The following is a 15,398-nucleotide window of genomic DNA, read 5'->3' as shown; positions in this document are numbered from 1 at the left end:
CGCCCTCTTTCCGTCCCCGCATTCCGATGAAACACGCATTCCTGCGTCACGCGGCGCGCGTCGCGCCCGTGCTGATCCTCTGTCTCGCCCCGGCGCTCGCGTATGCGCAGGCGAACGGCCTGCCCGCGTTCAACGCGAGCCCGGGCCCGCACGGCGGCACCACCTATTCGCTGAGCGTGCAGACGATGCTGCTGCTCACGATGCTGTCGTTCCTGCCGGCGATGCTGCTGATGATGACGAGCTTCACGCGCATCATCATCGTGCTGTCGCTGCTGCGCCAGGCGCTCGGCACCGCGACGACGCCGCCGAACCAGGTGCTCGTCGGCCTCGCGATGTTCCTCACCTTCTTCGTGATGTCGCCGGTGCTCGACCGTGCGTACAACGACGGCTACAAGCCGTTCTCCGACGGCTCGATGCCGATGGAGCAGGCCGTGCAGCGCGGCGTCGCGCCGTTCAAGACCTTCATGCTGAAGCAGACCCGCGAGACCGATCTCGCGCTGTTCGCGAAGATCTCGAAGGCCGCGCCGATGCAGGGCCCCGACGACGTGCCGCTGTCGCTGCTGGTGCCCGCGTTCGTCACGAGCGAGCTGAAGACCGGTTTCCAGATCGGCTTCACCGTCTTCATCCCGTTCCTGATCATCGACATGGTCGTCGCGAGCGTGCTGATGTCGATGGGGATGATGATGGTGTCGCCGTCCACAGTGTCGCTGCCATTCAAGCTGATGCTGTTCGTGCTGGTCGACGGCTGGCAGCTGCTGATCGGCTCGCTCGCGCAGAGCTTCACGTAAGCTGCGGAGGAATCACACGATGACGCCCGAACAAGTAATGACGCTGGCGCACCAGGCGATGATGGTCGGCCTGCTGCTCGCGGCGCCGCTGCTGCTGGTCGCGCTCGCGGTCGGCCTCGTCGTGAGCCTGTTCCAGGCCGCGACGCAGATCAACGAAGCGACGCTGTCGTTCATCCCGAAGCTGCTCGCGGTCGCCGCGACGCTCGTGATCGCCGGCCCGTGGATGCTGACGACGATGCTCGACTACCTGCGGCAGACGCTGCTGCACGTCGCGACGCTCGGCGCCGGCTGAGCCGCGCTCGGCCCCCTTTCCCGCATGTTCTCCGTCACCTACGCGCAGCTCAACGGCTGGCTCACGGCGTTCCTGTGGCCGTTCGTGCGGATGCTCGCGCTCGTCGCGACGGCGCCCATGGTCGGCCACGCGGCCGTGCCGGTGCGCGTGAAGATCGGCGTCGCCGCATTCATGGCGCTCGTCGTCGCGCCGACGCTCGGTGCGATGCCGGACGTCACCGTATTCTCAGCGCAGGGCATCTGGATCCTCGTCAATCAATTCCTGATCGGCGTCGCGATGGGTTTCACGATGCAGCTCGTGTTCGCGGCCGTCGAAGCGGCCGGCGACTTCATCGGGCTGTCGATGGGGCTCGGCTTCGCGACGTTCTTCGATCCGCATTCGAGCGGCGCGACGCCCGCGATGGGCCGGTTCCTGAACGCGGTCGCGATGCTCGCGTTCCTCGCGGTGGACGGCCACCTGCAAATGTTCGCGGCGCTCGCCGCGTCGTTCCAGTCGCTGCCGGTGTCGGCCGACCTGCTGCACGCGCCGGGCTGGCGCACGCTCGCCGCATTCGGCGCGACCGTGTTCGAGATGGGGCTGCTGCTGTCGCTGCCGGTGGTCGTGGCGCTGCTGATCGCGAACCTCGCGCTCGGCATCCTGAACCGCGCGGCGCCGCAGATCGGCATGTACCAGATCGGCTTTCCCGTCACGCTGATCGTCGGGCTGTTGCTCGTGCAACTGATGATCCCGAACCTCGTGCCGTTCGTGTCGCACCTGTTCGACATGGGGCTCGATGCGATCGGGCGGGTGTTGATCGGGTGGCGCTAGACGCCCCGCCGACGCACATAGATCTTCTTCCGCCTCATTCGGGCCGCACTCGTCGGCCCGTGCCGCACTTTCCTTGCGCGATTCTCCCTACGGACACCCCGGCATTTGATTCCGACCGTGCCCTTTTTTCGTCCTTTCCGCAGCCGCGACGCGCCCGGCCCGTGCGACAACCGGCCCGAACCCGCTGGCGGCCCGTCCGGCGGGCGATCGCGGCCGATACACGCCCGCCCGGCTCACATCGGCGCTTGACCTGCGCCGACCGACTCGCTAGCGTTTCGGGTTTGCCCGGGCGGCCATTGCCGCCGGTGCCGTGAGCGCGCCCGACGTCCTGGCGCGCGCGGCCGGGCTCCGATGGAAAAGACGATGCAGAAACTCGATGCGGCCAGCCCGCAGGCGATGTCGACGGATTTCACCGCCGACAACGTCGCGCGCCTGAAGGCGCTGTTCCCCGAACTCGTGACCGAAGGCCCGGACGGCGCGTCGGTCGACGTCGACGTGCTGAAGGCGCTGGTCGGCGAGCGCACGGTCGGCGACGCCGACGAGCGCTACGGCTTCCACTGGCACGGCAAGCGCGCCGCGCGCCAGGCCGCGCTCACACCGTCAACGGGCACGCTGCGTCCCTGCCCCGACGACAGCGTCGCGTGGGACGACACGCGTCATCTCGTGATCGAGGGCGACAACCTCGACGTGATGAAGCTGCTGCACAAGAGCTACGCCGGCAAGGTGAAGCTCGTCTACATCGACCCGCCGTACAACACCGGCAGCGATTTCGTCTATCCGGACGACTTCAGCGACAGCATCCGCCACTACCTGGCGATGACGGGCCAGACCGAAGCCGGCGTGAAGCGCAGCACCAACACCGAGGCGAACGGCCGGTTCCACACCGACTGGCTGAACATGATGTATCCGCGCCTGAAGCTCGCGCACGCGCTGCTGTCCGACGAGGGGCTGATCGCGGTGCACATCGACGAGCACGAAGTGCATGCGCTGGTGCTGATGCTGCGCGAGATCTTCGGCGAGGAAAACGAGCTCGGCGTGGCCGTGTGGGACAAGCGCAACCCGAAGGGCGACGCGCGCGGCGTTGCGTACCAGCACGAATCGCTGGTGCTGTTCGCGCGCAACGCCGAGACGCTGCTCGAACGGGCGCCGCTCAAGCGTCCGAAGCGCAACGCGCAGCGCATGCTCGACGCCGCGCACGACGCGGTGTATCGCAGCGGCAACCCGAAGGACGCGCAGAAGGCGTATCGCGCGTGGATGAAGGCGCAGACCAACCTGTCCGGCGGCGAAGTGATGTACGACCGGCTGTCGCCGGAGGGCCGCGTGTACCGCCTCGTGTCGATGGCGTGGCCGAACAAGAAGAAGGCGCCGGACGAATATTTCACGCCGCTGATCCACCCGGTCACCGGCAAGCCGTGCGCGATGCCGGCGCGCGGCTGGCGCAACCCGCCCGCGACGATGCAGGCGCTGCTCGAGCGCGGCCAGATCGAATTCGGCCCGGATGAAACCACGCAGCCGCAGCGGATCTACTACCTCGACGAGAACATGTACGAGAACGTGCCGTCGGTGCTGCCGTTCGCGGGCTCCGACGACGCGCTGCTGAAGACGCTCGGCATCCCGTTCGACCTGCCGAAGCCGGTCGACTTCGCGGCGGCCGTGATCGGCTGGTGCACGCGCGGCGACGACATCGTGCTCGACTGCTTCGCCGGTTCCGGTTCGACCGGCCACGCGGTGATGCAGGTGAACGCGACCGACGGCGGCGCGCGCCGCTATATCCTCGTGCAGCTGCCCGAGGCGCTCGACCGCCGCGACAAGACGCAAACCGCGGCCGCCGATTTCTGCGCGAAGCTGAAAAAACCGCTGACGCTCGCGGAAATCACGAAGGAGCGCCTGCGCCGCGCCGCGCAGCAGGTCGCGCGCGACTATCCGGAAAGCTATGGCGACCTCGGCTTTCGCGTGTACCGGCTCGACACGACCAACGTGATCGAGTGGGACCCGCGCCGCGACGACTTCGACCACGCCCTCTTCGCGTCCGTCGAGCACGTGAAGACCGGCCGCACCGAAGACGACCTGCTTGCCGAGCTGACGCTCAAGCTCGGCCTCGACCTGTGCACGCCGGTCGAGCATCACCAGGTGGCCGGCAAGACGGTGCACCTGATCGGCCGCGCGATCGTCGCGTGCTTCGATGCCCGCATTTCGCGCGACGACGCGGGCCCGCTCGCCGACGGCATCGTCGATCTGCTCGACGCGAGCGGCGCGTCGCGCGACGTCACCTGCCTGTTCCGCGACAGCGGCTTCGTCGACGACGTCGCGAAGCTCAATCTCGCCGCGCTGCTCGAACAGCACGGCGTGAAGCGCGTGCGGAGCCTGTGATGCGGCTGCATTTCGAAGCGGATCTCGACTACCAGCGCGAGGCGATCGACGCCGTCTGCGACCTGTTTCGCGGCCAGGAATCGTATCGCGGCGACTTCAGCGTGCTCGCGAACGCCGCGCCCGGCACGACGGCCGCCGCGCAAGGCTCGCTCGGCTTCGCGGTATCGGAGCAAGGCGTCGGCAACCGGCTGTCGCTGACCGACGACGCGCTCGCGCGCAATCTCGCCGACGTGCAGTTGCGCGGCGGGCTGCCGCCATCCGGCCTGCCCGGCTCGCGCGACTTCACCGTCGAGATGGAAACCGGCACCGGCAAGACCTACGTGTACCTGCGCACGATCTTCGAGCTGAACCGCCGCTACGGCTTCACGAAATTCGTGATCGTCGTGCCGTCGATCGCGATCAAGGAAGGCGTGCACAAGACGCTCGCGATCACCGAGGATCACTTCCGCGCGCTGTACGCGGGCGTGCCGTACGACTATTTCCTGTACGACTCCGCGAAGCTCGGCCAGGTGCGCCACTTCGCGGCGAGCGCGGCGATCCAGATCATGGTGATGACGGTCGCCGCGATCAACAAGAAAGAGATCAACAACCTCTACAAGGACAGCGAGAAGACCGGCGGCGAGAAGCCGATCGACCTGATCCGCGCGACGCGGCCGATCGTGATCGTCGACGAGCCGCAAAGCGTCGACGGCGGCCTCGAAGGGCGCGGGCGCGAAGCGCTCGCCGCGATGGCGCCGCTCTGCACGCTGCGCTATTCGGCCACGCACGTCGACCGCCATCACATGGTGTACCGGCTCGACGCGGTCGACGCGTACGAGCGCAAGCTCGTCAAGCAGATCGAGATCGCGTCGGCGATCGTCGAGGATGCGCACAACAAGCCGTACGTGCGGCTCGTCGGCGTGTCGAACCGGCGCGGCGCGATCAGCGCGCGCGTCGAGCTCGACGTCGCGACGGCGGCCGGCGTGAAGCGCCAGATCGTGTCGGCCACCGACGGCGACGATCTCGAGCGGCTGACCAAGCGCGCGCTGTACGCGGGGCTGCGGATCGGCGAGGTGCATGCGGTCAAGGGCGCCGAGTACGTCGAGCTGCGCCATCCGGAAGGCGAGGCGTTCCTGTCGCTCGGCGAGGCGTTCGGCGACATCGACACGCTCGCCGTGCAGCGCGAGATGATCCGCCGCACGATCCGCGAGCATCTCGACAAGGAATTGCGCCTGGCCGAGCGCGGCGTGAAGGTGCTGTCGCTGTTCTTCGTCGATTCTGTCGAACGCTATCGCCGCTACGACGAGAACGGCATGCCGGTGAAGGGCGACTACGCGCTGATCTTCGAAGAGGAATATGCGCGCGCGGCCCGTGTGCCGGCCTACCGTGCGCTGTTCGACGGCGTCGACGTCGCGCTCGAGGTCGAGCGCGCGCACAACGGCTACTTCTCGATCGACCGCAAGGGCGGCTGGACCGACACGAGCGAGAGCAGCGCGGCGGCCCGCGAAAACGCGGAACGCGCGTACGGCCTGATCATGCGCGAGAAGGAAGCGCTGCTGTCGTTCGACACGCCGCTGAAGTTCATCTTCTCGCACTCGGCGCTGAAGGAAGGCTGGGACAACCCGAACGTGTTCCAGATCTGCACGCTGCGCGACATCCAGACCGAACGCGAGCGCCGCCAGACGCTCGGCCGCGGGCTGCGCCTCGCGGTCGACCAGGACGGCGAACGCGTGCGCGACCCGGGCGTGAACACGCTCACCGTGATCGCGACCGAGCGCTACGAATCGTTCGCGGAAAACCTGCAGAAGGAAATCGAGGCCGATACGGGCATCCGTTTCGGGATCGTCGAGGAACACCAGTTCGCGGCGCTGCCGGTGCAGGAAGACGGCGGCCCTGCGCACGCGCTCGGCATCGAGCTGTCGCGCGTGCTGTGGAATCATCTGCACGAGCAGGGCTACGTCGACGCGCAGGGCAAGGTGCTCGACCGGCTGAAGGATGCGCTGCGCCAGAGCGCGCTCGTGCTGCCGGATGCATTCGAGCGGCTGCGTGCGCCGATCGTCGCGACGCTGCGCAAGCTGTCGGGCCGCTTCGCGGTGCGCAATGCCGACGAGCGCCGCGCGATCGCGTTGCGGCGCGATGCATCGGGCAAGGCCGTCGTGTTCGGCGAGGATTTCCGCGCGCTGTGGGATCGCATCCGCCATCGCACTGTGTACCGCGTCGAGTTCGACAACGCGAAGCTGGTACGCGACTGCACGGCCGCGCTGCGCGACGCGCCGGACATCGCACGGGCGCGGCTGCAGTGGCGCAAGGCCGAGATCGACATCGGCAAGGCCGGCATCGAGGCGATCGAGGTTGCCGGCGCCGGCACCGTGCTGCTCGACGAAGGCGAATTGCCGCTGCCCGACCTGCTCACCGAGCTGCAGGACCGCACACAGCTCACGCGCCGTTCGCTTGCGACGATCCTCGCCGACAGCGGCCGGCTCGACGATTTCCGCGTGAATCCGCAGCAGTTCATCGCGGTCGCGGCCGACGCGATCAACCGCTGCAAGCGGCTCGCGCTCGTCGCGGGCATCGCGTACCGCAAGCTCGGCGAGCGCCACGTGCATGCGCTCGAATCGTTCGAGAGCGAGGCGCTGACCGGCTACTTGCGCAACCTGCGGCCGGACGCGCGCAAGTCGATCCACGAAGCGGTCGTGTGCGAGACGGACGCCGAGCGCGCGTTCGCCGATGCGCTCGAAGCGCACGACGGCGTGAAGCTTTACGCGAAGCTGCCGGCGTGGTTCCGCGTGCAGACGCCGCTCGGCAGCTATCACCCGGACTGGGCCGTGCTCGCGGAACAGGACGGCGGCGAGCGGCTGTACTTCGTCGTCGATACGCCGAATGCCGACGGCCACGTGCCGAGCGAGCACGAGCGCGCGAAGCTCGCGTGCGGCGAAGCGCATTTCCGTGCGCTGGTCGACGGCGACGGCGCGGCGCGCTTCGTGCGGGTCACGCAGGCCGATGCGTTGTTCGAACCTGCGGCGCCGACGGCGGGCGCGGGGCGGTGAGACGAAGGGCGGCGACGAGCCGCCCTTTTTTATCGGCGTGGCCGGGCCTTTACCGATCGTGCCGAGTGCCCGCGGCGCCTGTTGCTCCGGCCGGTTTTCATCCTGTCATTCGCATGAAAGCCATCCGTATTCTCGCGGGCGGGCGACGCAGTTACGGCTGGTTGCAAATCGGGTCGGCATGAGGTTTCCGGTCGACAGCCTCGTGCGTTTTCACCATGAAAAAAGGGCGCCGAAGCGCCCTTCTCCTGCATTCGCCGGCCGTGCTTACAGCGTGCGGCCGAATGCATTCCGATGCGAATGATGCGTGGACGTCGACGCATGCGCGGTATGGCCATGCGCGTGTGTGTGACCCCGGCCCGGCTGCGTGCCGGTGCGATCGGCGATCGTGTCGGAACGGTCGGCCGCGCGCGCGAGGCCCTTGTCGCGGTCGCCCGCGTGCATGCCGTTCGAGTTGCTCAGTGCCTGGCCGCTCATGTGACCGGCGGACATGCCGCCCGCGTTGCCGCCCGAGCCGCCAGCGCCATGACCGCCGCCGTTGCCCCCGCCATTGCCGCCGGCCGCCGCATGGGCGGACACCGAGCCGAGCGCGAGCAGCGCGGCCGTGAGGACGGACAGATATCGTTGCTGTTTCATCCTGTGCTCCCTGGAGCGCGTTTGTGTGACTGCATTTTATGAACGCGCGAAACTCGCGCCGCACGACGTTGTAAATGATCGTAACGACGCGTGCGGCACGCATTCGTCGGATCAATTCGGTGCGTGCATGAACGCGGGAACGAAGCACCGGAGCGACGCGACGGCATCGCCCCGGTGACGAGGTTGCTTACTGCGCCGCCTGCATGCCCTGCGCGGCGGCCTTGTGCTGCGCGGCCTGCTCTTGCGCGTGCTTCTTCGCCATGTGATGGCCGACGATACAGCCGCCGACCGCGCCGACCACCGCGTGGTGCCCCGCGTAGTGGCCGGCCACACCGCCGACCACCGCGCCCTTCATGCAGCCCGCCGCGTGCGCGCTGCCGATCGTTGCGAGCGCAACGAGTGCGGCGGCTGCATACCGTCCGATGTGCCGGATGGGATTCATGTGATCACTCTCCTCAGGTCGTCGTGATCAGTGCGCTCGTGTGCCGGTCGCGCTCAGTCCCAACGGCCGCGCCAGCCGCCGCCGTCACGCCACGCGCGTTCGCGCCACTCGTGCTCGCGCCATTCACGGCGGCGCCACTCGTGTTCACGCCACTGGCGCGCACGCCAGTCGTCATCGCGATAGCCGACCGGCGCGTACATCACCGGCGGAGGCGGCGCCACATAGACGGGCGCCGGCGCCGTGTAGACGCCCGGCACGCCGATGCCGACCGACAGGTCGACGTGGGCCGACGCGACGCCCGAAGCTGCCAGCGCCGCTACACCGAGAACTGCACCGAGAATAAGTTTCTTGCTCATTTCGCGACTCCCTGCACGTGTCGTGCGTCATGTGACTACGGTTCGGAGTCTAGGCACCAGGCGCTGACACAGGTGAAACGGGTATGCGAGACAGGTAACGGACGTTTACGGGTGCCCGCAAAGCCTGATGGAGCAAGGCAAAGGCGGTATTCCACACACCGTTGCAGCGATGCATCGGGTCGGTAAAAAGGGGATTTTCGGCACGAAACCGGCGATCGGATCGCACCCGCCGGTGTGCATGGCGAGCGAACCGCCCTCGCCTTCGCGGCGCGGGCGGTTCGCGGCAACGCGCGTTACGCGCGGATATCGTCGACGCTGCGCAGCCAGTGCACGCTGAACAGGTTGTCCGCGTCGGTCCACACGGTATCGGGTTCGAATCCGGCGCGGCGCGCCATCGCACGAAAGCCGTCGATCGTGAACTTGTGCGAATTCTCCGTATGGATGCGTTCGCCGGCTTCGAAACGAAACACGTGGCCGCGCACGTGCACGGTCTGCGCGACGTCGCTGACCAGATGCATCTCGATGCGCTGCCGCCCGCGATCGTAGAACGCGCAGTGCGAGAAGGCGTCGACGTCGAAGTCCGCGCCGAGCTCCGCGTTCGCGCGCACCAGCAGGTTCAGGTTGAACTGCGCGGTCACGCCCTGCGCGTCGTTGTACGCGTGATGCAGCGTGCGCTCGTCCTTCACGAGATCCGCGCCGACCAGCAGGCCGCCGCCGCGCAGCAGCCGCGCCGCGTCGCGCAGGAACGTGTCGGCTTCTTCCGGCGAGAAGTTGCCGATCGTCGAACCGGGAAAGAAACCGATGCGCCGCCGCGGCGTTTCGGTCAACGGCGCCAGTTGCTCGGCCTTCGTGTAGTCGGCCGCGAGCGGCGCGACGTCGAGCCACGGATAGGCCGCACGCAGCCGCGCGGCCGCGCCGTGCAGGTAATCGGCGGAGATGTCGACCGGTACGTAGCGCGCCGGTGCGTTCGCATAGTTGTCCGCGAATGCGTCGAGCAGCACGCGGATCTTCTCGAGCGAACCCGCGCCGAATTCGACGATGTCCGCGTGCGGGCCGACGCGCCGCACGATCTCCGCCGCGCGATCGCGCAGGATGCCGAGCTCGGTGCGCGTCGGGTAGTACTCCGGCAGTTCGCAGATGCGGTCGAACAGCGCGGAGCCAGCCGCATCGTAGAAGTATTTCGGCGGGATGCTGCGCGGCGTGCGCGACAGTCCGTCGATCAGATCGCGCTCGAACGCGCTCGGCCGCGAATCGCGGGCGGGTTGCAGGCCACCGCTCGTGGCCGTCAGGTCAGACGTCTCGCGCAAGTCGCACTCCCGTGAATTGCCAGCGTGCCGCCGGCGGAAAGAAATTGCGGTACGTCGGCCGTTCGTGTCCGGGCGGCGTCGCGATGCTGCTGCCGCGCAGGACCTGCTGGCCGACCATGAACTTGCCGTTGTATTCGGCCGCGACCCCGGCGAGCGGCCGAAAGCCCGGATACGGCTCGTAGGACGAACGCGTCCATTGCCACACGTGCCCGAGCATCTGCCGGATGCCGTCGGCCGCGAACGCGGTTTCCCATTCGAATTCGGTCGGCAGCCGCGCGCCGGCCCATTCCGCATACGCGGCCGCTTCGTAAAAGCTCACGTGGCACACCGGCGCGTCGGGCGCGAGCGGCTCGACGCCATGCAGGCCGAACGTGCGCCGCACGCGCGTGGCGGCTGCATCGTCGTCGTCCGGCATCCAGTACGCGGGCCCTTGCCACCCTTCCCGCTGCACCGTGGCCCAGCCGTCGGACAGCCAGAACTCGGGCCGCGTATAGCCGCCGTCGGCGATGAACGCGGCGAATTCCGCATTCGTCACCAGGCGGTTGGCGATCTCGTACGGCCGCACGAGCGCGGTGTGACGCGGCCGTTCGTTGTCGAACGAGAACGCGTCGCCATTGTGGCCGATCTCGACGAGCCCGCCCGGCTGCGGCAGCCAGCGCAACGGGCCGGCGTCGCCCGCGGCGAGCGCGCATCCGGCTTCGTCGCCCGTGCGCGGCCGGAATGCCGGCCGCAGCGGGTTGCACGAGAACGCATGCAGCATGTCGGTGACGATCAGTTCCTGATGCTGCTGCTCGTGATGCAGGCCGAGCACCAGCTCGGGCGCGATCGCGTCGAGCAGCGCCGCGTCGGCGCCGGCCAGCGCGCGCAGCATCGCGTCGTCGACGTATTGCCGGTACGCATGCACCTCGTCGAGCGACGGACGCGTGAGCAGCCCGCGCTGCGGTCGCGGATGGCGCGGCCCGAGCGCTTCGTAATAGGAATTGAAGAGGAACTGGAATGCGTCGTCGAACGGCGCGTAGCCCGGCACGCGGCGCATCAGCACGACGGTTTCGAAGAACCAGGTCGTATGCGCGAGATGCCATTTGGTCGGACTCGCGTCGGGCATCGACTGCACGGCCTGGTCTTCGGCGGACAGCGTCGCGGTCAGCGCGACGCTATGGGCGCGCACGTCCTGATAACGGCGCTGAAGCTGGGAGGCAAAAAGGCTCATCGGTTTACCGTTCACGTCGCGATTCGCTGCGTTGCGTTGCCGGAAAAGGGAAAGCCTTGCGCTGAGATGCGCGCGGCTGACGGGCGAATTGCTGCTGCGTCGTCGGGCAGCCGGCGCGCGCGCCGGGTCGCTCATGCGGCTTCACTTCATCTGCCCGTGCAGAACAGTATGGTCCAGAAATGTGAACGTCGCGAATCGGATTTCGGATGAAACGAAAGCGAAAGAAAAATGAAAGCATTCATGACGTCGGCATCGCGTGCGTAATGAACCGTCGGCGCCCTCGTAGCAGGGGTCGGCCGACAGGCGCAATGCGCGTGCCCGCGGCCGCGCCCTACTGACGTCCGGTGACAGCCGCTCGGCATGCGTGAAAGGTCGATGGCGCGCGTGCGTCCGAGGCGCGGCGTCGGGCAGCCGATTCGTCAGTCGATATCGCGACCTTCTTGGTGCCCCGCTCAACGGCTCCGCCCTTCGCTTGCCGCTGCCCGCTTCGACGGCGCCAAAAAATTTTTTGCATCGATGTCACACGCGCGGGGGCTCGCTCGTCATATCGGCGGAACCCACACGAAAGGAGAAGCAACATGACTGCGAAACTCAATCCGTTTGCCGCCGCCCCCGCGCTGATGAAGAGCTGGATGACCGTGTCGGTCGCCGCGGCCGGGAGCCTCGAGCCGACGCTGATCGAGCTGGTCAAGATCCGCGCGTCGCAGATCAACGCGTGCGCGAACTGCCTTAACATGCACACCGTCGAGGCGCGCGAGGAAGGCGAGACCGAGCAGCGCATCTACCTGCTGTCCGCATGGCGCGACGCGCCCTGCTACACCGACCGCGAACGCGCGGCGCTCGGCTGGACCGAGGCGCTCACGCGGCTGTCGGAGGGCCATGCGGCGCACGAAGCGGCCTACGCGGCGCTGAACGACCATTTCAGCGAGGAAGAACAGGTGAAACTCACGGTGATGATCAACGTGATCAACGGCTGGAACCGGCTCGCCGTCGGCTTCGGGCTGTGGGTCGACCCGGCCGACGCGAAGGCCGCCGCCGCGAAGATGGTGGCCTGATGCCGAGCCTCGACCCGGCCAGCGGCAACGCCGACGAACGGGCCGACGCGGCGGCGAGCTTCGATCCGCTGCGTCGCACGCTGATCCGCGTCGCGTACCGGATGCTCGGTTCCGTCGCGGATGCCGAGGACATGGTGCAGGACGCGTTCATCCGCTGGATGGACGTCGACCGTACCGAGGTGCGCGTGCCCGAGGCGTTCCTGCGCCGCATGGTGATGCGCATGTGCCTCGACCAGCTGAAGTCCGCGCGGCACCAGCGCGAGACCTATATCGGCCCGTGGCTGCCCGAGCCGGTCGTCGAGGAAGACGAACAGGACGACGTCACGCTGCCGCTGCTGCTCGCGCTCGAACGGCTGTCGCCGCTCGAACGCGCGGCGTTCCTGCTGCACGATGTGTTCGGCCTCGAATTCGACGAAGTGGCCACGACGATCCAGCGCGACCCGGCCGCATGCCGGCAGCTCGCCGCGCGGGCCCGCACGCACGTGCGCGAGGCGCGGCCGCGTTTTCATGTCGAGAAGCAGCGCGGGATCGAACTGGCCGAAGCGTTCTTCGCGGCGTCACGCAGCGGCGACATGCGCGCGCTCGGCGCGATGCTCGCCGAGGACGTGAGCCTGCATTCGGACGGCGGCGGCAAGCGTACGGCGGCCGGCAAGCCGGTGTTCGGCTTCGAACGCGTGATGCGGGTGCATGCGTACCTGGCCGAGCTGTTCGCGACGCATGCGTCGAAGCTCGTGCGGGCCGGGTTCATCAACGGGCTGCCGGGTTTCGTCACGCTGGAAGCCGACGGCGAGCTGCAGACGACGGCACTCGAGATCGACGACGGCAAGATCGTCGCGATCTATGTCGTGCGGAATCCTGACAAATTGAAGCATCTGCATTGAGCGCGGCGCGAGCATGCGCCGTATGCGATGTGCCCGCCGGTGCCGCCCTCTTCTTTCTGCCCTGCGTTTTCCAATCGCCGGCTATCGCGATCAGTACATCGCGCCTCCGGCGTTGCCGATCATGTACAGCAGCACGCCGAGCAGCGGCGTCGCGACGGCGAAACCGGCCGCCGCCAGCCAGTTCGTGCCGCCTTGCGCCTCGAGCAGCGCGAGAAACGATTCGCGAGACGTCGCGTGCGGGCGCAGTTTTTCGATCTGGCGTTCGACGTATCGCTTGTAGAGGCTGTTCCCGCACCAGCCGATCGAGACCGCGATCCCGATGGTAATCGGGTCGAGCGTGCTCGATTCGAAGTATGTCGGGAAGTACAGCAATTCGACCAGCGTGATGCCGAGCGTGACGGCGAGCACGGCGGCCGCCTGCCAGTACATGCATCGATACGCCAACCAGACCGGGCCGAGAAAGCACGCGGCCCAGTTCCACGACTGCCGGCTCTTGCGCGAGTCGGCGATCGCCCATTTTCGTTCGAACCAGGCGGCGTTCTTGCCGACGTAAGCGGAGATTTCGTCGTTGCTTGCCGATGATGCGGCGGTCGTGGCCTCGGACATGATCGTGTGCTCTCAGTCGCGCGGATCGCGCGTCGTTGTTTTGATGTGGTGGAAGTCGGATGACGGGCGAAGCCGCCGCGTCGATGCGCACACGATTCTACGCGCCGTGCAGCGGCAGTTGTGTGGCGGATCCGACAGTCGATGACGACGCGATGCCGGGCTGTGTATCGCGCAACGCATCGGGGCTTCATGCGTTGTTTTGCGTTGTTTCGGACCGGAAAAGAAAAACGCCACGCGAGGTTGCCGCGTGGCGTTTGTATGTTGGCGAGCCGCGTTGCCTGTAGGCAAGTTGTGCTGCCGGACCCCTTCATTTTGTTCGTTGGTAGGCTCGATTGGATTCGAACCAACGACCCCCACCATGTCAAGGTGGTGCTCTAACCAACTGAGCTACGAGCCTAAGAAGCCGCGAATTATAGAGAGGGTTTTGGGGCAGCACAACCCCCTTCGTGAAAATTTTTTGAATCGGGCCGCGCACGGGCTGACGATCGATGTGGCCTGACGATGCGGGAACGCTGACGCTTCATCTGTTCGCATCACAGCAAAACGCGTCGATGTGCTGTGGTGTTATCCACATTGCCCTCTGGATAACTGCCCAGGAAGCCTCTGGATTCACAGTGGAACGATTGAGGATATGTCGGCGCGGCTGTGAATCGACGAAAAGTTGTTCTGTGCTGCCGGACGCTGTTCACGTCGCGCACCCAGGGTTATGCATTTCGCTTCGCGTTGAAAATTCAGTGCGTTACGGAGGTTATCCACTGTGGGGCACAGCGCTTGTTAACTATCACTACGTATATATACGAACCCTGTTAACACCTTTGGATAAGCACAGTCCGTCGACTGTGATCCGCTCAGGATATGCACTGCGTGCAGCGAGAGGACAAACGAAACGGAACGCTGTGAAGCGCTCGCGCGATGCGTGAGCCGTCATGTCTGTAGAATCGCCGGCATCCAGCATGCAAAGGCCCGGCGAACGGGTTCGCGACAAATGATCGATGCTTCATCGCCCCATCTCCAGGCGCTCGATATCGACACCGTCGTACGCCGGATGCAGCACCATCCGGGCGACATCGTGTTCAAGCAACGCGTGTCGATACCGGAAGCGGAAGTCCTGTGTTGCCGCTACAAGGGCGAGCGATTCAACGTGAAGTTCGATCTCGGCTACGGGGTGTCTGTTGATCGCGTCGGCATGCTGTCCGGCGAGGACGTCGCGAAGATCGTTGGATGGCTCACGGAGGAGACAAGGTGATCACAGCAAATGACACTGGACGATGCGCGCGATGAAGGCGCCCGTCGACGAGATGCTGGTGACGGACATTGCCGGCCACATTGCGGTCGTCGTGACCGACATGGCGGCGGCCGAGGGGCTGATCCGGTTGGGCTTCGCCCGGAAAGCCGATTGCTGCGAGCGTGCGATCGCGGACGACAACGACCGTCAGGCGCTCGTCGCCGCGCTTATCGATCTCGATGCGTTGTTTCCCGCAGGCCGCGACTGGAGCCCGCAGGCACTCGTCGAGTATTACCGGGAGTTCGGCGTCGTTCGAAGCGGGTACCGTTCGGTTGCATGGCGCGGGCCGACGCAATACGTCATCGAACGACATGACTGAATCACTCGAGACAATGCGATG

At 66.7% G+C, this 15,398-nt stretch carries 15 protein-coding genes and 1 tRNA gene; 9 read left to right on the top strand and 7 right to left on the bottom strand.

Going from position 1 to position 15,398, the window contains the following annotated elements:
- The first annotated feature begins 26 nt into the window (after positions 1-26).
- From fliP to SY91_RS02625, 5 genes are all read left to right on the top strand, one after another.
- The gene (fliP, locus tag SY91_RS02645; protein WP_006491273.1) at positions 27-788 is read left to right on the top strand and encodes a flagellar type III secretion system pore protein FliP; all 762 of its coding nucleotides are present in this window, start codon (positions 27-29) and stop codon (positions 786-788) included.
- Positions 789-807: 19 nt separating this feature from the next.
- The gene (fliQ, locus tag SY91_RS02640) at positions 808-1,080 is read left to right on the top strand and encodes a flagellar biosynthesis protein FliQ (protein WP_006401718.1); all 273 of its coding nucleotides are present in this window, start codon (positions 808-810) and stop codon (positions 1,078-1,080) included.
- Positions 1,081-1,104: 24 nt separating this feature from the next.
- Complete coding sequence (gene fliR / locus SY91_RS02635) at positions 1,105-1,887, top strand: flagellar biosynthetic protein FliR (protein WP_023477393.1); 783 nt, start codon at positions 1,105-1,107, stop codon at positions 1,885-1,887.
- A 351-nt stretch (positions 1,888-2,238) separates the two neighbouring features.
- Positions 2,239-4,257, top strand: coding sequence for a site-specific DNA-methyltransferase (locus tag SY91_RS02630; protein ID WP_011544473.1), 2,019 nt, complete (start codon positions 2,239-2,241; stop codon positions 4,255-4,257).
- On the top strand, positions 4,257-7,283 hold the full coding sequence (locus SY91_RS02625) for a type III restriction-modification system endonuclease (protein ID WP_023477395.1): 3,027 nt from the start codon (positions 4,257-4,259) through the stop codon (positions 7,281-7,283). Before SY91_RS02630 ends, SY91_RS02625 begins: the two co-directional genes overlap by 1 nt.
- Positions 7,284-7,547: 264 nt before the next feature.
- Here the strand turns inward: SY91_RS02625 and SY91_RS02620 are convergent, their stop codons facing one another.
- From SY91_RS02620 to egtB, 5 genes are all read right to left on the bottom strand, one after another.
- Positions 7,548-7,916, bottom strand: a complete 369-nt coding sequence (locus SY91_RS02620; RefSeq protein WP_023477397.1) for a hypothetical protein — start codon at positions 7,914-7,916, stop codon at positions 7,548-7,550.
- A 187-nt stretch (positions 7,917-8,103) separates the two neighbouring features.
- Complete coding sequence (locus SY91_RS02615; protein WP_023477399.1) at positions 8,104-8,358, bottom strand: hypothetical protein; 255 nt, start codon at positions 8,356-8,358, stop codon at positions 8,104-8,106.
- Positions 8,359-8,411: 53 nt separating this feature from the next.
- A complete protein-coding gene (locus tag SY91_RS02610; RefSeq protein ID WP_006477218.1) occupies positions 8,412-8,714 on the bottom strand; it encodes a hypothetical protein in 303 nt (100 codons plus the stop codon).
- Between the two features lie 293 nt (positions 8,715-9,007).
- Positions 9,008-10,021, bottom strand: coding sequence for an L-histidine N(alpha)-methyltransferase (gene egtD / locus SY91_RS02605; RefSeq protein WP_023477400.1), 1,014 nt, complete (start codon positions 10,019-10,021; stop codon positions 9,008-9,010).
- Positions 10,005-11,231 carry an ergothioneine biosynthesis protein EgtB gene (gene egtB / locus SY91_RS02600; RefSeq protein WP_043888415.1) on the bottom strand — a complete coding sequence of 409 codons (1,227 nt, stop codon included), beginning with the start codon at positions 11,229-11,231 and terminating at the stop codon, positions 10,005-10,007. The genes egtD and egtB overlap by 17 nt, the downstream gene beginning before the upstream one ends.
- A 578-nt stretch (positions 11,232-11,809) precedes the next feature.
- Here egtB and SY91_RS02595 point away from each other — a divergent pair.
- Both SY91_RS02595 and SY91_RS02590 read left to right on the top strand, forming a co-directional pair.
- Positions 11,810-12,286 (top strand): carboxymuconolactone decarboxylase family protein, encoded by a 477-nt coding sequence (locus tag SY91_RS02595; RefSeq protein ID WP_023477403.1) that lies wholly within the window; start codon positions 11,810-11,812, stop codon positions 12,284-12,286.
- A complete protein-coding gene (locus SY91_RS02590) occupies positions 12,286-13,167 on the top strand; it encodes a sigma-70 family RNA polymerase sigma factor (protein WP_023477404.1) in 882 nt (293 codons plus the stop codon). The genes SY91_RS02595 and SY91_RS02590 overlap by 1 nt, the downstream gene beginning before the upstream one ends.
- Positions 13,168-13,257: 90 nt before the next feature.
- Here SY91_RS02590 and SY91_RS02585 read toward each other — a convergent pair whose 3' ends face one another.
- The gene (locus SY91_RS02585; protein ID WP_023477405.1) at positions 13,258-13,773 is read right to left on the bottom strand and encodes a DUF2628 domain-containing protein; all 516 of its coding nucleotides are present in this window, start codon (positions 13,771-13,773) and stop codon (positions 13,258-13,260) included.
- Positions 13,774-14,093: 320 nt separating this feature from the next.
- Positions 14,094-14,170 (bottom strand) — tRNA-Val (locus SY91_RS02580).
- A gap of 588 nt (positions 14,171-14,758) precedes the next feature.
- Between SY91_RS02580 and SY91_RS02575 the strand changes: the two genes are divergently transcribed.
- Both SY91_RS02575 and SY91_RS02570 read left to right on the top strand, forming a co-directional pair.
- A complete protein-coding gene (locus SY91_RS02575) occupies positions 14,759-15,019 on the top strand; it encodes a hypothetical protein (protein ID WP_023477406.1) in 261 nt (86 codons plus the stop codon).
- A gap of 31 nt (positions 15,020-15,050) precedes the next feature.
- On the top strand, positions 15,051-15,377 hold the full coding sequence (locus SY91_RS02570) for a hypothetical protein (protein ID WP_043888422.1): 327 nt from the start codon (positions 15,051-15,053) through the stop codon (positions 15,375-15,377).
- The last annotated feature ends 21 nt before the right edge of the window (positions 15,378-15,398 follow it).

The organism is Burkholderia cenocepacia (assembly GCF_014211915.1).
Taxonomy (GTDB): Bacteria; Pseudomonadota; Gammaproteobacteria; order Burkholderiales; family Burkholderiaceae; genus Burkholderia; species Burkholderia orbicola.
This window is presented reverse-complemented; position numbering and strand designations above follow the sequence as displayed.